Source organism: Ruegeria sp. AH12 (assembly GCF_056541465.1).
In genome coordinates this window covers 492,019-510,378 of the sequence record NZ_JBQFYL010000001.1, presented here as the reverse complement: position 1 = coordinate 510,378, position 18,360 = coordinate 492,019, and the positions used below count along the sequence as shown (strand labels likewise).

16 protein-coding genes are annotated in these 18,360 nt (G+C 57.8%); 11 read left to right on the top strand and 5 right to left on the bottom strand.

Features of this window, described 5'->3' with window-relative positions; all coding sequences use genetic code 11:
- Positions 1-4 precede the first annotated feature (4 nt).
- Positions 5-1,231, top strand: coding sequence for an MFS transporter (locus tag ACR0EL_RS02580; protein WP_170530197.1), 1,227 nt, complete (start codon positions 5-7; stop codon positions 1,229-1,231).
- A 14-nt stretch (positions 1,232-1,245) separates the two neighbouring features.
- Here the strand turns inward: ACR0EL_RS02580 and ACR0EL_RS02575 are convergent, their stop codons facing one another.
- Positions 1,246-1,689, bottom strand: a complete 444-nt coding sequence (locus ACR0EL_RS02575) for a MarR family winged helix-turn-helix transcriptional regulator (protein ID WP_480497951.1) — start codon at positions 1,687-1,689, stop codon at positions 1,246-1,248.
- A gap of 102 nt (positions 1,690-1,791) precedes the next feature.
- Between ACR0EL_RS02575 and ACR0EL_RS02570 the strand changes: the two genes are divergently transcribed.
- A complete protein-coding gene (locus ACR0EL_RS02570; protein ID WP_353007090.1) occupies positions 1,792-2,013 on the top strand; it encodes a hexameric tyrosine-coordinated heme protein in 222 nt (73 codons plus the stop codon).
- 45 nt (positions 2,014-2,058) lie between these two features.
- Here the strand turns inward: ACR0EL_RS02570 and ACR0EL_RS02565 are convergent, their stop codons facing one another.
- The gene (locus tag ACR0EL_RS02565; RefSeq protein ID WP_480497948.1) at positions 2,059-3,735 is read right to left on the bottom strand and encodes a flotillin family protein; all 1,677 of its coding nucleotides are present in this window, start codon (positions 3,733-3,735) and stop codon (positions 2,059-2,061) included.
- Between the two features lie 32 nt (positions 3,736-3,767).
- Entirely contained in the window at positions 3,768-4,484 is a 717-nt protein-coding gene (locus tag ACR0EL_RS02560) for an OB-fold-containig protein (RefSeq protein WP_480497946.1), read from the bottom strand.
- Between the two features lie 256 nt (positions 4,485-4,740).
- On the opposite strand from ACR0EL_RS02560, the gene metG reads away from it, so the two are divergent.
- The 3 genes from metG to ACR0EL_RS02545 all read left to right on the top strand — a co-directional run bounded on the left by metG (position 4,741) and on the right by ACR0EL_RS02545 (position 11,051).
- On the top strand, positions 4,741-6,459 hold the full coding sequence (gene metG / locus ACR0EL_RS02555) for a methionine--tRNA ligase (RefSeq protein ID WP_480497944.1): 1,719 nt from the start codon (positions 4,741-4,743) through the stop codon (positions 6,457-6,459).
- Between the two features lie 284 nt (positions 6,460-6,743).
- Positions 6,744-7,910: an efflux RND transporter periplasmic adaptor subunit gene (locus ACR0EL_RS02550; RefSeq protein ID WP_480497942.1), complete on the top strand. Its 1,167-nt coding sequence runs from the start codon at positions 6,744-6,746 to the stop codon at positions 7,908-7,910.
- Between the two features lie 3 nt (positions 7,911-7,913).
- Positions 7,914-11,051: an efflux RND transporter permease subunit gene (locus tag ACR0EL_RS02545; protein WP_480497940.1), complete on the top strand. Its 3,138-nt coding sequence runs from the start codon at positions 7,914-7,916 to the stop codon at positions 11,049-11,051.
- A gap of 63 nt (positions 11,052-11,114) precedes the next feature.
- Here the strand turns inward: ACR0EL_RS02545 and ACR0EL_RS02540 are convergent, their stop codons facing one another.
- Together ACR0EL_RS02540 and glpD are read right to left on the bottom strand one after the other, a co-directional pair.
- Positions 11,115-11,672: a DUF2087 domain-containing protein gene (locus ACR0EL_RS02540; protein ID WP_480497938.1), complete on the bottom strand. Its 558-nt coding sequence runs from the start codon at positions 11,670-11,672 to the stop codon at positions 11,115-11,117.
- A 192-nt stretch (positions 11,673-11,864) separates the two neighbouring features.
- Positions 11,865-13,442 (bottom strand): glycerol-3-phosphate dehydrogenase, encoded by a 1,578-nt coding sequence (glpD, locus tag ACR0EL_RS02535; protein WP_480497936.1) that lies wholly within the window; start codon positions 13,440-13,442, stop codon positions 11,865-11,867.
- Between the two features lie 179 nt (positions 13,443-13,621).
- Here glpD and ACR0EL_RS02530 point away from each other — a divergent pair, with 179 nt between their 5' ends.
- The 6 genes from ACR0EL_RS02530 to ACR0EL_RS02505 all read left to right on the top strand — a co-directional run bounded on the left by ACR0EL_RS02530 (position 13,622) and on the right by ACR0EL_RS02505 (position 18,359).
- On the top strand, positions 13,622-14,383 hold the full coding sequence (locus ACR0EL_RS02530) for a DeoR/GlpR family DNA-binding transcription regulator (protein WP_480497934.1): 762 nt from the start codon (positions 13,622-13,624) through the stop codon (positions 14,381-14,383).
- Positions 14,384-14,493: 110 nt separating this feature from the next.
- Positions 14,494-14,649, top strand: a complete 156-nt coding sequence (locus ACR0EL_RS02525; RefSeq protein ID WP_480497932.1) for a DUF5993 family protein — start codon at positions 14,494-14,496, stop codon at positions 14,647-14,649.
- 10 nt (positions 14,650-14,659) lie between these two features.
- Positions 14,660-15,229: a disulfide bond formation protein B gene (locus ACR0EL_RS02520; protein ID WP_480497930.1), complete on the top strand. Its 570-nt coding sequence runs from the start codon at positions 14,660-14,662 to the stop codon at positions 15,227-15,229.
- 35 nt (positions 15,230-15,264) lie between these two features.
- On the top strand, positions 15,265-15,621 hold the full coding sequence (locus ACR0EL_RS02515; RefSeq protein WP_480497928.1) for a DUF3302 domain-containing protein: 357 nt from the start codon (positions 15,265-15,267) through the stop codon (positions 15,619-15,621).
- Positions 15,622-15,642: 21 nt separating this feature from the next.
- Positions 15,643-16,788 carry an HlyD family secretion protein gene (locus tag ACR0EL_RS02510; protein ID WP_480497926.1) on the top strand — a complete coding sequence of 382 codons (1,146 nt, stop codon included), beginning with the start codon at positions 15,643-15,645 and terminating at the stop codon, positions 16,786-16,788.
- A gap of 11 nt (positions 16,789-16,799) precedes the next feature.
- Positions 16,800-18,359 (top strand): efflux transporter outer membrane subunit, encoded by a 1,560-nt coding sequence (locus ACR0EL_RS02505; RefSeq protein WP_480497925.1) that lies wholly within the window; start codon positions 16,800-16,802, stop codon positions 18,357-18,359.
- The last annotated feature ends 1 nt before the right edge of the window (position 18,360 follow it).

Genomic DNA, 18,360 nt, shown 5'->3' with positions numbered 1-18,360 from the left:
CATTATGCGCACGATCATTTCCTTTGCCGCCCTCTTCCTGTCCGTCATTCTGTTGCAACTGTCGACAGGTGGCGTTGGGCCACTGGATGCGATCTCGGGCATCACGCTGAACTTCACGACCGAACAGATCGGTCTGCTGGGGTCGGCGCATTTCATCGGTTTCTTCATCGGTTGCTGGTGGGCGCCACGCCTGATGGGCAGCGTCGGGCATTCGCGCGCGTTTGCAGTGTGCACGGCCCTGGGCGCGATGGGCTTGATCGGGCATACCCTGACCGAAAACCCCTATGTCTGGGCCGCGTTGCGGATCGCGTCAGGCACCTGCGTGGCCGGGTGCTATACAGTCATCGAGGCCTGGCTGAACGCCAAGGTCACGAACGAAACGCGCGGGCGGGCGATGGGAACCTATCGCATCGCGGATCTGGGGGCCTCGCTCAGCGCGCAGTTGATCATCGCGGTTTTGCCGCCTGCATCTTATGTTTCGTATAACCTGCTGGCGATCCTGTGCTGTGCATCGCTGCTGCCGTTGACATTAACACGGGCCAGCCAACCTCAGACCCCCAGCGCCCCACGGCTGAGGCCCAAACTGGCTTGGGCCTGTTCACCGCTGGCCGTTGCTGGCGTGATCGTTTCGGCGCTGAGCTCTGCATCCTTCCGGATGGTCGGCCCGGTCTATGGTCAAGAGGTGGGTTTGAGCTTGGATCAGATCGCCTTTTTCCTCGCCTCCTTCGTTTTGGGCGGTGCACTGGCCCAATATCCGCTTGGCTGGCTGGCTGACAAGTACGACCGGCGTTGGGTCCTGATCTGGCTTTCCGCTGCCGCGGTGCTCAGCTGTGGGGTCACAATGGCCGCCAGCGGGGCGGGAACACTGGGCGTGATGCTGGCGGCTGGTTTCTTTGGTCTGACCACCTTCCCTATTTTCTCGCTATCGTCCGCCCATGCCAATGATTTTGCCACCACCGAACAACGGGTCGAACTGTCTGCGGCCCTGATGTTCTGGTACGCGCTGGGCGCAATCGCCTCGCCCTATGTGTCTTCGACATTGATCGAACAATTCGGCCCAGGCGCTTTGTTCGCCTTTGTGGCCGTTGGACATCTGGGGCTAATCGGGTTTGGTTTGGCCCGCATGCGGTCTCGCCCAACACCTGATGCGCGGACCAACTACGTCTATGCCCCGCGCACCTCGTTCACAATCGGAGGTCTGTTAAAACGATCGCGCGAGGGGAAAGAGTAAGCTCGATTGGCATCTCATCGGCCACCATTCAATCCGTCTCTCAGTCGAAATAGCAGCGTTTGCAGTTTTTGCAGTTCCGATTTGTCCAGCCCTGTTTGCTCAATCATGCAAGAGGTGATTTCTGGCGCTTTGTGCTTGAGAGCCAAACCCTGCTCGGTCACAAAAACCTCCACCGCACGTCCGTCAGCTTGACTGCGCGACCGAGTTACGTGGCCCAGGTTCTCCAGTCGCTTGACCAACGGTGTCAGCGTGCTGGTCTCCATCCCGAGTTTCTGGGCAAGCGTATTGATCTTTTGTCCATCATGCTCCCACAGCAAGGTGAGCGTGATGTACTGCGGATAGGTCAGACCCAATTTCTTAAGGTGTGGTGAGTAGGCACGGTTAATTGCGTGCGACGCGGTATAAACGCCAAAACAAAACAGATCATCCGCCTGCTTAGGAATATCAAAGCTGTCCAATTCAAAGCTCCATTTATATCGCGCACGATATTATTCTTGACATAAACACTGGTTTCGTCAACTTTGCATTTTAGGTCGCGCACGATATAAATGGAGAGTGAAATGTCCTGGCTACCCAGTTTGAAAACCCAAACACCGGAAGAAGGTTATGAGCTTGCAGTGAAGTTATCGCGGATGGCAGTCAAACTGACGCAACCCGATGATGCAGCCCGCAACCGGATGCGTCCTGAATATGCAAACAACGCGGATAGTTTGATTGGTGTCTCTCACGTTGTTGCCGTCAACTTTCAAACCGTCTCGCATGCAAACAATTTCTGGAAGTAGCGCTCTGAAAAGAAAAAAGGGCCGGGAAATCCCGGCCCATTTGGTTTATTGATCGCTAAGCGTTTCGTCTTCGACCAGATCGGCATTATCTGGCGATGAGATCGCTGGCGTTGCCTCCAGCGCCCCGTTCACGGCACCGGAAACACCGTTTTCCATCGACAGGCCAAGTTCTTCACCCAGCTTCTTGAGCGCGGGCATCTGCACCGCCATACCCATGATCGAGTCAAGCGCCTGATTGACCACCGGCTTGTCGGTGCTAGCTGCCCCACTAGGCGCGCCCGCACCGATACCACCAACCTGATGGATCTTGATCGAGTCGATCTTTTCCGCAGGCTTGACCATTTCCGAGATGATCGAGGGCATGGTTTCGATCCGTGCCATATCGACCTTCATGCGGATTTGCGCTGCGGACAGAGCATTGTCAGCCTCAACAATCGCGCGCTTACCTTCCGCCTCGGCCAACATGTCGTTCTTCTTGGCTTCGGCCCGGATGTTCAGCGCATCCGCTTCGGCCTGCGCTTCTTCGCGGCGCGCTTCGGCACGGTCAGCGGCGGCCTCTTTCTCGGCCTGCGCAGACAGACGGATCGCGGTGGCCTGACGTTCCGCTTCACGGGTGGCTTCAATCAGAACGATTTGCTTCTGACGCTCGGCCTCGGCCACCTCGCGTGCTGTTGCAACGGCTTCGGTCGCCTTGGTTGCCTCGGCCCGGGCCAGGTCAGCCGATGCACGCGCGCGGCTTTCCTCTTCGGATTTCTGCGCGATGATGATCTGGCGTTCCTGTTCGGCCACTTCAATCTCACGCTCTTTGGCGATCTCCGCATCGCGGATCTTGCGCTCGCGTTCGATTTCGGCTGAGCGGATGGCCTCTTCCCGCGCAATCCGGGCGCGTTCGGTTTCCCGCACCGAGTCCTCGGTCCGCGCTGCAATCTCAGCCTCTTGCGCCACGCGCAGGGTTTCAACCTGCTGCGTCTGCTCGATCCGCGCTTGTTCTTCATCCTTTTCGATCAACAGCTTCTGACGCTGGGCTTCCATCGCGGCACGGCGCACCTCAACCTCGGCCTCGGCATCGATCTGCGCGCGCTCTTTCTTTGAGGTCGCAATCACCTCGGCCAGCTTGCGCATACCCACAGCGTTAAAGGCGTTGTTTTCGTCCAGCGCCTCAAAGGGCGTCTGGTCCAGCGCAGTCAGAGAGACGGATTCAAGCGACAAACCGTTCTTCAACAGGTCCTCGGACACTGCATTCTGCACCTCTTGAACAAAGTCGGCACGATTTTCATGCAAACCGTCCATGGTCATTTGCGCCGCCACGGCGCGCAAACCGTCGATCAGCTTGCCTTCGATCATCTCGCGCAGCTGTTCGACATCAAAAGTCCGGTCACCCAAGGTCTGCGCAGCGCGTGCGATCCCTTCTTCGGTGGCCATAACCGAGACGTAGAACTCGACACCCACATCAACCCGCATACGGTCTTTGGTGATCAAAGCAGCCTCACCGCTGCGTTGCACTTCAAGGCGCAGGGTCTTCATGTTGACCGGGCTGACCTCGTGCAGCAAGGGCACGATGATGACGCCGCCATCCATGATGACCTTCTTGCCGCCTGCCCCGGTTTTCACCAGGCTGACTTCGCGGGTCGCGCGTTTGTAAAGTCGGCCCAACACAAGGCCGATGAACAGAACGACCGCCAAAATGGTCGCAACTGTGGTGATCAGGAAAGTAAGTTCCATGCAAAATCCTCCGATTTGGGGTTAAATTTTTGTTAGTTCGAAAGGCCGACCAGAACGAACCGGTCTTGCCGTCGGTCGCGCAGCACCAGCACTTCGGTGCCCTGTTCCAGCGTGTCGCTGTCTTGCAGCGGTTCGGCCCGCAGGTAGTGCGCATTGCCAAAGCGATCCATCACGCGCACTTCGGCCGGACGTCCGCGCGATGCGGTGCCTTGCGAGATGAAGCCACGGCGACGGGCCAGCATCCGCTCGGACATCGCCTCGGTCTCGGTCTTGGGCAGAAAGCGCGCAAAGACGCCCCCAAAGCCGCGTGCAAACCAAAGACCAAAGGCTCCAGCAGGTAAGGCAGCCATCCAGCCCGGCAGGTCAAAGCCCAGCAGATCGCGCAGTGCAAGCTGCAGGCCAATGCCTGACAGGCCGAACCCGGCCAACAGAACAACAAGCCAGATCATGACCGGTACCCTGCCGATGCCTAGCCAGGCCAAAGGGCCAGCTGAGGCGACCGTGGGCGCGTCAGGTTCGACATCCGCCAGTTCAAAATCGCCCAGATCGACATCCGCATCGATGTCGAGGTCAAAACTGCCGACATCCAGATCCGGCCCGTCTGCCATATCCAAATCAAGATCGCCTTCGCCCGCCATCAGGCTAGCCCCCAGCAGCAAAGCGATCAGTTCAAGCGCCAGAAGGCCGAACAGCAATGCAAGCGCTAGGGTAAAGGGCGCAAAAGCACCCTCGAGCAAAAAGTCGAACATAAGGAAATAGCCCTCGTTATTGTATACTTTGGTATACCCAAAAGATGGGAGTTCATTGTCGAAATTCAAGAGGTTGTGATTCAATACTACAACCTATGGGTCATTTGGCGCGCGACACTTCGGCAATCGGTGACCTTTGGTCAACCTGTTTTTTCCATATCGTGGCACCGAAAATGTCATCCAGATGAAAGCCGGGGTTTTTCTGGCCGATCACATAAGGTAGACGGGCGCGCAGACAGATACGTGGAAACGCAAAATGGCCCGGATTCTTATTACCTCGGCGATCCCCTACATCAACGGGATCAAACACCTCGGCAACCTGATCGGCTCGCAATTGCCTGCCGATCTTTACGCACGCTACCAGCGTGGCCGGGGGAAAGAGGTCATGTTCCTCTGCGCCACCGACGAGCACGGCACGCCTGCTGAGTTGGCTGCCGCCAAAGCAGGCAAGCCGGTGGCCGAATATTGCGCCGATATGTATGCGGTTCAGGCCGATATTGCCAAACGCTTTGGGCTAAGCTTTGATCACTTTGGCCGGTCCTCCAGCGAACAGAACCGGCATCTGACGCAGCATTTCGCGGGCAAATTGGATGAGGCCGGTCTGATCCGTGAAGTCAGCGAGAAACAAGTCTACTCGAACGCCGATGGACGGTTCCTGCCGGACCGGTATATCGAGGGCACCTGCCCCAATTGCGGCTACGACCGTGCGCGCGGTGACCAGTGTGAAAACTGCACCAAGCAGTTGGACCCGACCGACCTGATCGAGCCACGCAGCGCGATCAGCGGCTCGACCGATCTTGAGGTGCGTGAAACCAAGCACCTCTATCTGCGCCAATCGGCGATGAAGGATCAGCTGGATGCGTGGATCGACAGCAAGACCGATTGGCCGATCCTGACCACATCCATTGCCAAGAAATGGCTGCATGACGGCGACGGCCTGCAGGATCGCGGCATCACCCGCGATCTGGACTGGGGCGTGCCGGTCAAGAAAGGCGATCAGGACTGGCCGGGTATGGAGGGCAAAGTCTTCTATGTCTGGTTCGACGCGCCGATCGAATACATCGCCTGCGCCAAGGAATGGGCCGACGCCAACGGCAAGACGGATGCCGATTGGGAGCGTTGGTGGCGCACCGACAAAGGCGCGGATGACGTGCGTTACGTGCAGTTCATGGGGAAAGACAACGTCCCCTTCCACACGCTCAGTTTCCCGGCCACCATTCTGGGCTCGGGCGAGCCGTGGAAGCTGGTCGACCACCTGAAATCGTTCAACTATCTGAACTATGACGGTGGTCAATTCTCGACCTCTCAAGGCCGTGGCGTCTTCATGGATCAGGCGCTGGAGATCCTGCCCGCCGACTACTGGCGCTGGTGGCTGCTGAGCCATGCGCCGGAAAGCAGCGACAGCGAGTTCACCTGGGAGAACTTCCAGCAATCGGTGAACAAAGACCTCGCCGACGTATTGGGCAATTTTGTTAGCCGGATCACCAAGTTCTGCCGCTCGAAATTCGGCGAGGTCGTGCCCGAAGGTGGAGAATTCGGTGCTCGCGAACAAGAGCTTATCGCCGAGCTGACCCGCCGTATCCGCGCGTACGAAGAACATATGGAATCGATGGAGGTCCGCAAATCGGCGCAGGAATTGCGCGCGATCTGGGTTGCGGGAAATGAATATCTGCAAGCCGCAGCCCCTTGGTCGACCTTCAAGGAAGACCCGGAACAGGCCGCCGCACAGGTGCGCCTGGGCCTGAACCTGATCCGCCTATATGCCGTGCTCAGCGCGCCGTTCATCCCCGACGCTTCAGCACGGATGCTGAGCGCCATGAACACCCTGGATACAGGCTGGCCGGAAAGCGCCGAGACAGCGCTTAACGCCCTGCCCGCCGGACATGAGTTTACGGTTCCGGACGTTTTGTTCGCCAAGATCACGGATGAACAACGCGAAGATTGGCAAACCCGTTTTGCCGGAACGCGCGACTGATAGGCTGGCATATTCGCTCGACTCTATGACCTAAGGCGAAGGTTCCAACCTTCGCCTTATTTGTGTTCGGCATCCCGATTATCCACGGGTTCAGCACCCATATCTACATCTGTTGCACATCTAAGTTGGCCTGCAACCAGAACAATTTCCGGCCCACTCCAACTCACCGCGATATTCAAGGCGCTTGAGATATGTCTCTAAACGAGCCATCCTGACCCGGAAAACTATCGACTCGTCGTGGCCTCGCGCCATGACGCATATTCCTTTTGAACGAGGCGTCCGCCATGCCCCTTGAATTGAAGAACTCTATCCTCCGCTATCAGGGTCCGGCTTTGGCCATCGCCGTCCTGGCCAGTCTGGGCGTCAGCTATACTGCGCTGGCGCAGGATCAAAGCGAGGCGCCAGCCCCCAAAGTGTCAATCGCGGCGGCTTATACGCAAGAGATCACAGATGAGGCGGCGTTCATCGGACGGGCCGAAGCGATCAACAAGGTCGATATTGTGGCGCGGGTGAATGGATTTCTGGAAAGCCAGAATGTCGAAGACGGGGCACTCGTCACCAAGGATGAGCTGCTGTTCACCATCGAACCGGACCTGTATCAGGCCACGCTTGAGGCCCGCAAAGCCGACCTGAACCGGGCTCAGGCCAATCTGGAACTGGCAAAGATCGACCTGGATCGTAAGGAAGAACTGTTCAAGCGCGACGCAACGCCTGAATCCGAACGCGATACAGCCCGCGCGAACGAATTGGTTGCCGAGGCCGAGGTCAAAGCCGCAAATGCTGCAATTCAACAGGCTGAGTTGGACCTGAGCTATACTCAAATCCACGCCCCGTTTGACGGGCGGATCGGCCGCGTGACCACCAGCGTTGGCGATGTGGTTGGCCCCACGAACCCAGCATTGGTCAATCTGGTCAGCGAGGCGCCGATTTATGTGAATTTCTCTCTGAACGAAAAGCAGTTCACCTCGATCCTTGAGCAATTTAACGAAAACGCAGCCTCACTTGCGGAAAGTGACCAAAGCCCGAATGTCCATGTGACCCTGCCGAACGGCACGGAACTGGATGAGACAGGCGAGATCGTCTTTGTCGACAACCGTATCGACCCACTAACCGGCGCGATTACAATACGTGCCGAGTTCGACAATGCCAAACGTCTGATCCTTGACGGAGCATTCCTGACCGTTCACATCGAGGCGTTGGAGCCCACACTACAAGTACTGATCCCGCAGGCGGCCCTGCAACGCGACCAGCGCGGTGAATTTGTTCTTGTGGTCAATGACAAGCAAATGGTGGAACAGCGTTATATCACCACGGGCGATACGGTCGATACTGCGATCATTGTACTGGACGGCCTACGTGAGGGCGAAAGCGTGATCGTCGAAGGTTTGCAAAGGGTACGCCCGGGCGTCGCGGTTGACGCGGTTGTGGCCTCAGAGCAGCCGGGAGAGTAACACATGTTCTCGGCCCTCTTCATCAGCCGGCCCAAGCTGGCGCTTGTCATTTCGCTGGTCCTAACGATCATGGGCGGCATCGGCTATATGGTTCTGCCGGTCGCCCAGTTCCCGGACATCACGCCACCCGTTGTCAGTGTGACCACCACCTATACCGGCGCCAATGCCGAGACGGTGGAAAACACTGTCGCTGCCCCGATTGAGGCGCAGGTAAACGGTGTTGACGACATGATCTACATGACGTCAACGTCGTCCGATAACGGTTCTTATTCATTGAATATTACCTTCGAAGTGGGCACCGATCCGGATATCGCCTCGGTCAATGTGCAGAACCGCGTGGCGCAGGCCATGTCTTCGCTTCCAACCGAGGTAACATCCTCGGGCGTGGTCACGCAGAAAGCATCGACCAACATGCTGTTGCTGGTGACATTGACCTCACCCAACGAGACCTATGACAGCGTGTTCCTGTCGAACTACGCGTCGATCAATCTGAAAGACGCGCTGGCGCGGATTCAGGGTGTGGGCAAGGCGGATGTTCTGACCAATCTGGAATATGCAATGCGCATCTGGATGGACCCAGACAAGATGGCGGCCCTGTCGATCACACCCGGGGACGTGATCAACGCTATTCGGGAACAGAATATCGAGGTTTCGGCGGGTTCAATCGGTTCGCCCCCAGTGCCCAAGGGGCAAACCTTTCAGTACACGATCAAATCCAAGGGTCGCCTGACCTCTGCTGCCGAATTCGGGGATATCGTTATCCGCACAGGCGATGCCGGGTCGATCGTGCGTGTTCGTGACATTGCGCGGGTTGAGCTTGGGGCACAGTTCTATTCGGCCTCGGGCTATTTCCAGTCCGTTCCTGCCACCGTAATTGGTATCTATCAGGCTCCCGGCGCAAACGCGCTGGCTGTCTCTGAACGGGTTCAGGCCGAGTTGGAAAGGCTGTCGCGTTCCTTCCCAACGGATGTGGAATATGATGTGCCCTTCAATACTACGGATTTTGTCGAAGCCTCGTTGAACGATGTGGTCTCGACCCTGATCCTGACCTTCATCCTTGTGATTTCGGTGGTGTTTGTTTTCCTCGGCAGTTGGCGAGCAACAATCATTCCAGCCGTCGCCATCCCGGTGTCGCTGATCGGCACGTTTGCCTTCCTTTTGGCTTTTGGCATGTCGCTGAACACGATCTCGCTGTTCGCTTTGGTGCTGGCCATCGGGATCGTGGTGGATGATGCCATCGTGGTCGTGGAAAACGTCGAACGGATCATCGCAGACGAAGGCCTGCCCCCGGCCGAAGCCACCCGCAAAGCCATGGGCCAGATCACCGGCCCGGTCATCGCCACCACACTGGTTCTGCTGGCGGTGTTTGTGCCCGTGACCTTCATGCCCGGCATTTCAGGCCAGTTATATTCGCAATTTGCGGTGACCATTTCGACCGCTGTTGTGATCTCCTCCATCAACGCATTGACCTTATCGCCAGCACTGTGCGGGTTGGTTCTGAGGGCGCGTTCCGGCCCTCCCAGAGGTGTGCTGGCTCTGTTCGAAAGGCTCATCGGAACAGTGCGGAACGGCTATGTCTTGATCGTGCGCAAGCTGCTGATCTTGCCGATTGTTGCCCTGGGCGTGATCGTAGCGCTTGCGATGGGAACCGGAACGATCATGTCCAACACCTCCAGCGGTTTCATCCCGCTTGAGGATAACGGTTATCTGTTCGTTGATGTTCAACTGCCCGACGCGGCCACGCTGGAGCGGACAGAGACGGTGACCGCGCGTCTGGACGATCAGATACGCGAGATACCCGGTGTTGCCAGTACGGTTCTGGTGAACGGTTTTTCATTGCTCAACGGCACCACCACCAACGGCGCTGCGATTTTCGTCAACCTGGACAACTGGAATGACCGGCAAGAGGATGATCTGAGTGCTGATGCCATTCTCGCCAAGATATTGGCGATTGCGAATGGCGAATCCGCGGCCTCGGTCCTGGCGTTCAATCCGCCCCCCATTCAGGGCCTCGGCATGTCCGCCGGGGTTGAGATGGAGGTGCAGCAAACCGGAGGTGGTACGCCGCAGGATTTGGCCTCGGCCGTAGGGTCCTTTGTCTACGCGGCAAATCAACGGCCAGAAATCGGCCAAGCCTACACGACCTTCCGCGCCAACGTTCCGCAATTGTTTGTCGATCTGGATCGGGAAAAGGCCAAGACCCTGCAGGTTTCAGTGGCTGAGATCTTCCAGACCATGCAGGCGCAGCTGGGATCGTACTATGTGAACGACTTCAACCTGTTTGGCCGGGTCTATCGGGTGATGATCCAGGCAGATGGGACCTATCGGGACAATGTCGAAGATATCTCGAACCTCTACGTGCGTTCTCAACAAGGCGAGATGGTACCACTGGGCACGCTGATCGATGTGGAAAACGTGCTGGGCCCGGTTCTGTTGAAACGGCATAACCTGTTCCGCTCGGCCACGGTCACGGCCGTGCCCGCACCAGGGCTGTCCAGCGGCGACGCAATCAGCGTGATGACTGAGGAATCCGCCACCGCCCTGCCCCCCGGCTATGCCTTCGAATGGACCGGGACGGCACAGCAGCAATTGGCCTCGGGCAGTCTGGTGATCATCATCCTTGGGCTGGCCATCCTGTTTGGCTACCTGTTCCTTGTCGGCCAGTATGAGAGTTGGTCGATGCCCGTGTCGATCCTACTATCGGTGATCGTTGCCCTCTTCGGGGCGGTGGCCGCCGTGGCCATCGTGGGCAGTGATATCAACCTCTATACCCAGATCGGGATGATCATGTTGGTGGGTCTGGCCTCGAAGAACGGGATTTTGATCGTGGAATTCGCCATGGAGCAGCGCGCCAAAGGTCTGTCGATCAAGGACGCCGCAGCCGAGGCCGCCTATCAGCGTTTCCGCGCGGTGATGATGACGGCGCTGTCCTTCCTGCTTGGGGTTGTTCCGCTGCTGGCGGCCAATGGGGCTGGTGCCGCAAGCCAGAAAGCCATCGGTGTTGCCGTGTTTGGGGGCATGCTGGCAGCCACTCTGGTCGGCGTGATCCTTGTGCCGGTGCTGTATGCCCTGATGCAGAGCCTGCGCGAATGGCTAAAGGGCAGCAAACGTGATCCTGATCCGGCGACTGAGACCAGCTGAGATCAACGGCCATGAAACATGATAAAGCCCCGTGCTAGTCACGGGGCTTTCTTTGCTGCGACGCTATGCGGCACCGACCGCTGCCCGGTTGCGTCGCCGCAAAGTAACCTCGCGGATAACGGCCTGCGCTTCTGGCGGTGGGGCCTGCTCAATCCGGCGATAGTCACTACCGTCGATTTGTCGCGTCAGCAGCCCACAGGAGATCATAGTGCGCCGCAACGTCGCCGGGTCATCGAACAGGTGCTCTTGCCCAAGCCGTTCATTGACCTCGGTCTCCGTCAGGCTGATGCCGGCAGGGATGCTGGCCCATAAGGCCCATAGGGCAAGGGTCTGCACAGCACGTCTGGACGGCCATCGTTTCAGATACCCTGCGGCGTCGAATTGAATGAACGCCCGCTCGACCGTTCGCATATCCAGCGGCTCTGCATCGGGTCGTGTTTCGATACGCCGCTTGGCCGCGTTGGCGGCCCGCATATGCTGCAGGTTCTGAAATCCGGCCGCGCGGGCCAGCATATTCATCAGGCTGAGATGAGGCGGGCTGGCCTCACCCAATTGGTGGTTCAAAGCACGCGCGAACCCGGTTAGGTCATCCACATGCAAAGGGATCGGTGATTTGGTCATCATGCATCCATATCGGGCGTTTCATACGCTCGTCGGTCGCTGACTTAACGAAACAACGCCCCTAGGAATTGCGATGTCGTTTCAATCTGAATGGCAGGTTTAGCTCTCCCGCAGGAGCAGCGACGCCTCGGTGACTGCCGACCGTACCCAAGGGCTAACATGCTCAGCCCCGGCAGCCAAGCCTTCGATGGCCTATGCCTGTAGGCGCTGCGCCATCCACTGATCGATCCGTTCGATCTGCTCAGGCTTCAGCCGCAGACCCAGCTTGTTGCGCCGCCAGACCACATCCTCGGCCCTGCGCGCGTATTCCTTGTCCATGAGCCAGGCAACCTCGCGCGCGGTGAGTGTTGCGCCGAAATCCTCGCCCAGATCGGCAGCCTTTGTTGCATCGCCCAGGATCTCTTGCGCCTCGGTCCCGTAGGCACGGATCAGGCGTGCAGCCCATGCGGTGTCGAGGAATGGATAGTCTGCAACCAAGTCGTCCCTCAGCGCCTGCACGCCATCAACAGGGAAATCCCCGCCAGGCAGTGCCACACCCGCTGTCCAGGGGCCTGGCAAATCCGGGAAGTGCTCGCCCACCTTCTCTAGCGCGCTTTCCGCCAAACGGCGATAGGTGGTGATCTTGCCGCCGAACACGTTCAACACCGGCGCGCCGCCGATTGCGTTCACTTTCAACGTATAATCCCGCGTCGCCGCCGTCGCACTGCTGGCCCCGTCATCGTAGAGCGGGCGCACGCCTGAATAGGTCCAGACGATATCGTCCTTGGTCACGGGCTGCGCGAAATACTTCGTGGCAAAGGCGCAGAGATAATCCTTCTCAGCCTCGGTACAGACCGGGTGTTCGGATGGGTTCGCATGATCCTGATCGGTGGTGCCGATCAGCGTGAAATCCTGCTCATACGGAATGGCAAAGATGATGCGCCCGTCTTCGCCTTGGAAGAAGTAACACTTGTCATGATCGTACAGCTTGCGCGTCACAATATGGCTGCCACGGACAAGCCGCACGCCTTCGCGCGAGTTCACGTGGATTTTGGACTGGATGATATCACCAACCCAGGGGCCACCTGCATTGATCAGCATCTTCGCCCGGACGACCCGCATTTCATCGCTGTCGCGATCCCTGACCGTAACTTCCCACAGATCGTCAACCCTGTGGGCCGATGTCACCTCGGTCCGCACCATGATCTGCGCCCCACGCGCCTCGGCATCGCGGGCGTTCAACACGACCAACCGCGCGTCCTCGATCCAGCAATCGGAATACTCGTAGGCGGTTTCGAACTTTTTCTGCAATGGCGCGCCTTCGGGTGCGCTGCTCAGGTTCAGCGAGCTGGTTCCCGGCAGGATCTTGCGCCCACCGAGATTGTCATACAGGAACAACCCCAACCGGATCAGCCAGGCCGGACGCCGCCCGCGCATCCACGGCATCACGGTGCTGAGTAGTTTTGAGGTCGGCGTTTCGGAATCGAACCGCATATCCTTGTGGTAAGGCAGCACAAAGCGCATCGGCCAGCTGATATGCGGCATCGCGCGCAGCAGCGTCTCACGCTCGATCAGCGCTTCGCGTACCAGCCGGATTTCGAAATACTCCAGATAGCGCAGGCCCCCATGAAACAACTTGGTCGAGGCTGACGAGGTGGCAGACGCCAGATCGTTCATCTCGGCCAACGCCACCGACAACCCGCGCCCGGCGGCGTCGCGCGCGATACCGCAGCCGTTGATCCCGCCGCCGATGATGAACAGGTCGGTGATCTGATTGTCGGTTGATGCCATGGTCAGTGATTCCCACTCAAATCCGGTTGTTTGCATTAATCAGAGCACCCTTCGCATAATCAAGCTTTATGTTCGCTTATTTTCGTTTTGCAACAGTGCTATGAATTATACGCAGAGAAACTTGCCAAATTGACAGGAAAGAACATAAACGAAGATGTCTGAACCATACGGAAACGCCGATGTCGCTATCCTTTCGCCAAGCCGATATTCTTGAGATCGCCAGCGCCGAAGGGCGCGTCACAGTCGATGGGTTGGCCGAACGGTTCGGGGTCACAGTCCAAACCATCCGGCGTGATCTGACCGAACTGGCAGAGGCCGGCAAACTCGACAGGGTGCATGGCGGTGCGGTTCTACGGTCGAGCCTGGCCAATATCGGATACGAGGATCGCCGCACCCTGAATGCCGACGCCAAAACCCTGATGGCGCAGGCCTGCGCCCAGCACATCCCCGATGGCGCATCGGTTTTCTTGAACATCGGCACTTCGACCGAAGCCGTTGCCCGCCAGTTGCTGACCCATAAGAACCTTATGGTTGTGACAAACAATATGAATGTCGCCAATATTCTGGTCGACAACCCCGATTGTGAAATCGTGGTGGCGGGCGGCATGCTGCGCCGCTCAGACGGGGGGCTGATCGGCAACCTGACCGTGTCGACCATACGCCAGTTCAAATTCGACTATGCGGTGATTGGATGTTCCGCGCTGGACGCAGATGGTGATTTGCTGGATTTTGACTTTCAGGAAGTCCATGTCAGCCAAACCATCATCGCACAGGCGCGTCACAGCCTTCTGGTTGCAGATCATTCGAAGTTCCAACGTTCAGCCCCGGCGCGGATTGCCTCTCTGGCCGAGATGGACAGCATCTATACCGATCAGGCGCTACCCGGTAAGTTGCCGAAGCACTGTCGCGAGTGGCAAACAGACATCATCGTGTGCGACTAAAGACATACCATTTTCAACGCTTGGGCAAGTTGCGCGGCTTGCCAGATGGAAACTGGCCTGACACTATCCTTGATACAAGAACTTGTGCACGGGAAGGGGAGCACCGGGCCATGATTGCTCTTTTGTTTGCATTGTTTATCGCCGTGATGGGGCTCAACTATTTCAATCTTACCAAAGCGGGCAACGCTCTGTTTTTTGTCACGCTGGCCATGTGTATCTACTGGTTGAAATTCCACGCCACCACGCCACTGACAATTCAACTCTGAGGGATTTTCGATGACACCTGAACTGTCCCGCACCCTCAACGCGATCGGCATGCTGGCCGTAAGCCTCGTTCTGGCGTTGGCGTTTTTCTATCAACTTGTTCTCTATGAACTGCCCTGCCCGCTTTGCTTGTTGCAGCGTGTCGGTTTTGTTGCTGTGGGTGTTGGGCTTGGCCTGAACCTGCTCTATGGCGCACGACCGCAACACTATGCCATCATATTGATCGCAGCCTTGTATGGCGGCAGTGTATCGATCCGGCAAATTCTTTTGCATATCGTGCCGGGAACCGGGCATTACGGGTCTCCGGTTTTGGGGCTGCACTACTATACATGGGCCGGAATCGCCTTTTTCCTTGTGTTACTTGGCACATCAATCATGCTGTTGTTTGAACGCCAATACGAAGGATCTTCAGATCACGAACCTCGTTTTGGCGGCAATACACTGGCAAAGATCGCTTTCTTCGTCATGCTGGCTCTGGCTGTGCTGAATGCGGGTTCGACCTTGTTGGAATGCGGCCCCGGTATCTGTGCTGACCCTCCGACAAGCTACAAGTTGATTGACGAATTGGGTGCAGGCAACTGAAGATAGATTAACCTTCCCAAACCGGAGGCGCGAGCATGGGACTATTGGGACAGCCGTTAGGCTACTATGACTACCTGACTTTCGTGGCATTGATCCTGCTGCTGGCCGCCGTGATGGCGTTGTTCCTGTTCATCATGGGGCTGCCCGGCCGCATAGCGATCAAACGCAACCACCCGCATGCCGAAGCGGTCAAAATCATGGGCTGGATGGGATTTCTGGCTGTTGTACCTTGGGTCCATGCTTTTATGTGGGCGTTCCATGACGGTGTGACTGTCGACATCCGTCGCGGCCCGGACGAAGAAAAAGACGCCATCCGCAAAGATATTGAACGTCTGGGGGGAACGGTGAAAGAAGAATATCAGGCCGCGTCCGACGAGACGCAGAAAAGCTAAGGCCAAAGGAAACACTCGGACATGTTCGTTGCCCTCGGCATTACGCTGTTCTACATCATTTTCGTCTGGTTCATCTTCTTCAAGATGGAGTGGCTTAAGTTCAATATCGCCTGGGGCATCGTCTCGTTCTGGGTCGGCGCGCACTTACTGCTGATCTTCCTTGTTGCATTGCGTTTCTTTCAACCCTTCTCAGTCGACAGCCATGTGGTGCGATCCACCATTCAGATCGTCCCGAAGCTGACGCAGCCCACCATCCTGACCGAAGTTCTGGTTGAACCGAACACACCTGTGACAAAGGGCGATCCGCTTTATCGCTTTGATGATACGGTTTTTTCGTTGGCTGTAGACAATGCGCAGGCTCAATTGGTCGCGGCGCAGCAGAACGCAAAAATCCTGGAACAGGATGTCATTGCCAAGACCGAAGCAGTCGAGCGGGCAAATGCACAGCTGGACTATGCGCTGACCGAACAAGCCCGGTACGAGAACCTGGTTCCGGCGGGTGGCGCACGTCAGGATGAGCTGGACCGCTGGAACGAACAGGTGGCCGAGGATACAGCGGGTGTAAAACAGGCAGCCGCGAACCTGCAAAAGGCGGTTCTGGCACAAGACTCCCAGATCGATGGGGTGAACACCGGCATTCTGCAAGCGCAGGCGCAGCTGGCCGAGGCCGAATACTTCTTGAACAACACGACGATCTACGCCCCAGAAAACGGGATGATCGTCTCGCAACAGGCCCGTCCCGGTCTGGTCGTTGGCGATATACGTCTGGGCGCGATTGCCAGCTTCGTGACCGAAGATAACCCCTATCTTCTGGCCACGTTCCGTCAGCAGAACCTGAAATTCGTCGAGGTTGGGCAAGAGGTTGAGGTTGCACTGGACCTCTACCCCGGAGAGATCCTGCCCGGCAAGGTCGAGGCGATCTGGTGGGCCACACGTCAGGGGCAGTATCTGCCCTCGGGCCGCCTGCCCGGTTTTGAGCTTCCGAAACTGCCCGGCCGGATCGCGGTTCAGATCACGGTTGAGATGCCTGAAGAACATATCTTGCCAGCGGGCGGCCACGCTGCTGTTGCCATCTATACCGGACAGGGCAAAAGTTTCGAGTTTCTGAGGCGCATCAACATCCGCCTCTATTCCTTCGCCAACTTCATCCGACCGCTGGACATTTGAGGACGCAGACCATGAAACGGGCCACCTTTCGCAATTTGATAGGAACGGCTCTGTGCGCGGCGATATTGGTCGCCTGCACTCCGCTGGGCCCCGATTTTGTGCGCCCGAATTCGCCGGTCGTGAAAGAATGGATCGAGGTCAACAGCCCCAGCGCAGGACAAAGCGGCCTGACTGCGCGCAGCGCACCGGTTGTGAAGTGGTGGGAGACATTCAATGACCCCACCCTGAACAAACTTGTGGCCGAAGCCTATGCCCAGAACCTGAGTTTGCAAGTTGCCGGGGCGCGTGTATTGCAAGCGCGTGCCCAACTAGGGATCGCCTTCGGTGAGCTCTATCCGCAATCGCAGGCGCTTGGCGGGTCCCTGCAAAGGCGCGAGATCAGTGACAATCTTGGCCCGATTGCAGATATCAATCGGATCATCCCGCTGGATACAGAGTTTTCGACCTCGCAAGTGGGCTTTGATGCCCAATGGGAGCTGGACGTCTGGGGCGCACAACGTCGCGGCGTACAAGCGGCACGGTCGAACCTCGCCTTGCAGGTGGCAAACTATGATGATGCGTTGGTCACGCTGACCGGGGATGTCGCGGCGCTTTACATCAATATCCGCGCGTTGCAGGAGTCGCTGGCCGTTGCCCGCGAAAACATCAAGCTGCAGCAGGAATCGGCGGATCTGACGCAATTGCGGTTCAACAACGGCGTCACCACTGAACTGGACGTTCAGGAGTCAACCGCCCTGTTGAACAACACCAAGGCGCTGGTGCCCGAGCTAGAGAGCGATCTGCAACAGACCAAGAATGCGCTGGCCGTATTGCTGGGTGCGACACCTTCGCGGATGACAGGCCTTCTGGGCAATTCCGGTCGCATCCCGTCGGCGCGCTCCAATGTCGCCGTGGGCGTTCCGGCCGAGTTGCTGCGCCGTCGCCCTGATGTCCGCGCCGCCGAACTGGCCGCGGCCACCCAATCGGCGCAGGTGGGTATCGCCATGGCGGACCTCTATCCGCAGTTTGTTCTGTCCGGCTCAATCGGGTTGCAGGCCTCGGGCGGGCGCGACCTGTTCAGTTCGAACAGCACGACGGGTCTGGCCAGCGCGGGTGCGGTTTGGAACGTACTGAATTATGGGCGCATCAAGAACAACGTGCGGGCGCAGGACGCGGCTTATCAGGCTTTGATCGCAAACTACCAGAACACCGTGCTGACGGCCTATTCCGAGGTCGAAAGCGCCATGGTCGCCTATGCACAGGCACGCAAGCAGGTCGGGTTCTATCAGCAAAGTGTCGACGCCTCACGCAAGGCTGCCGAGATTGCGATCAGCCAGTATCGTGACGGGATCGCCAGCTATTCTCGCATTCTGAACACCCAGACTGCGCTGCTGCGGTCTCAGGCCAATCTGATCGAGGCGCGGCAAGAGGTGTCCAGCAATCTGGTCGCTGTCTACAAGGGTCTGGGCGGCGGCTGGCAAATCCGTCAGACCCGGGAATTCCTGCCGGATACGGTTCTGGCCGAGATGGCGTATCGCACAGATTGGGGAGACCTGTTGCAACAGACACCAACCGGAGCCAGCCTGAACTAAC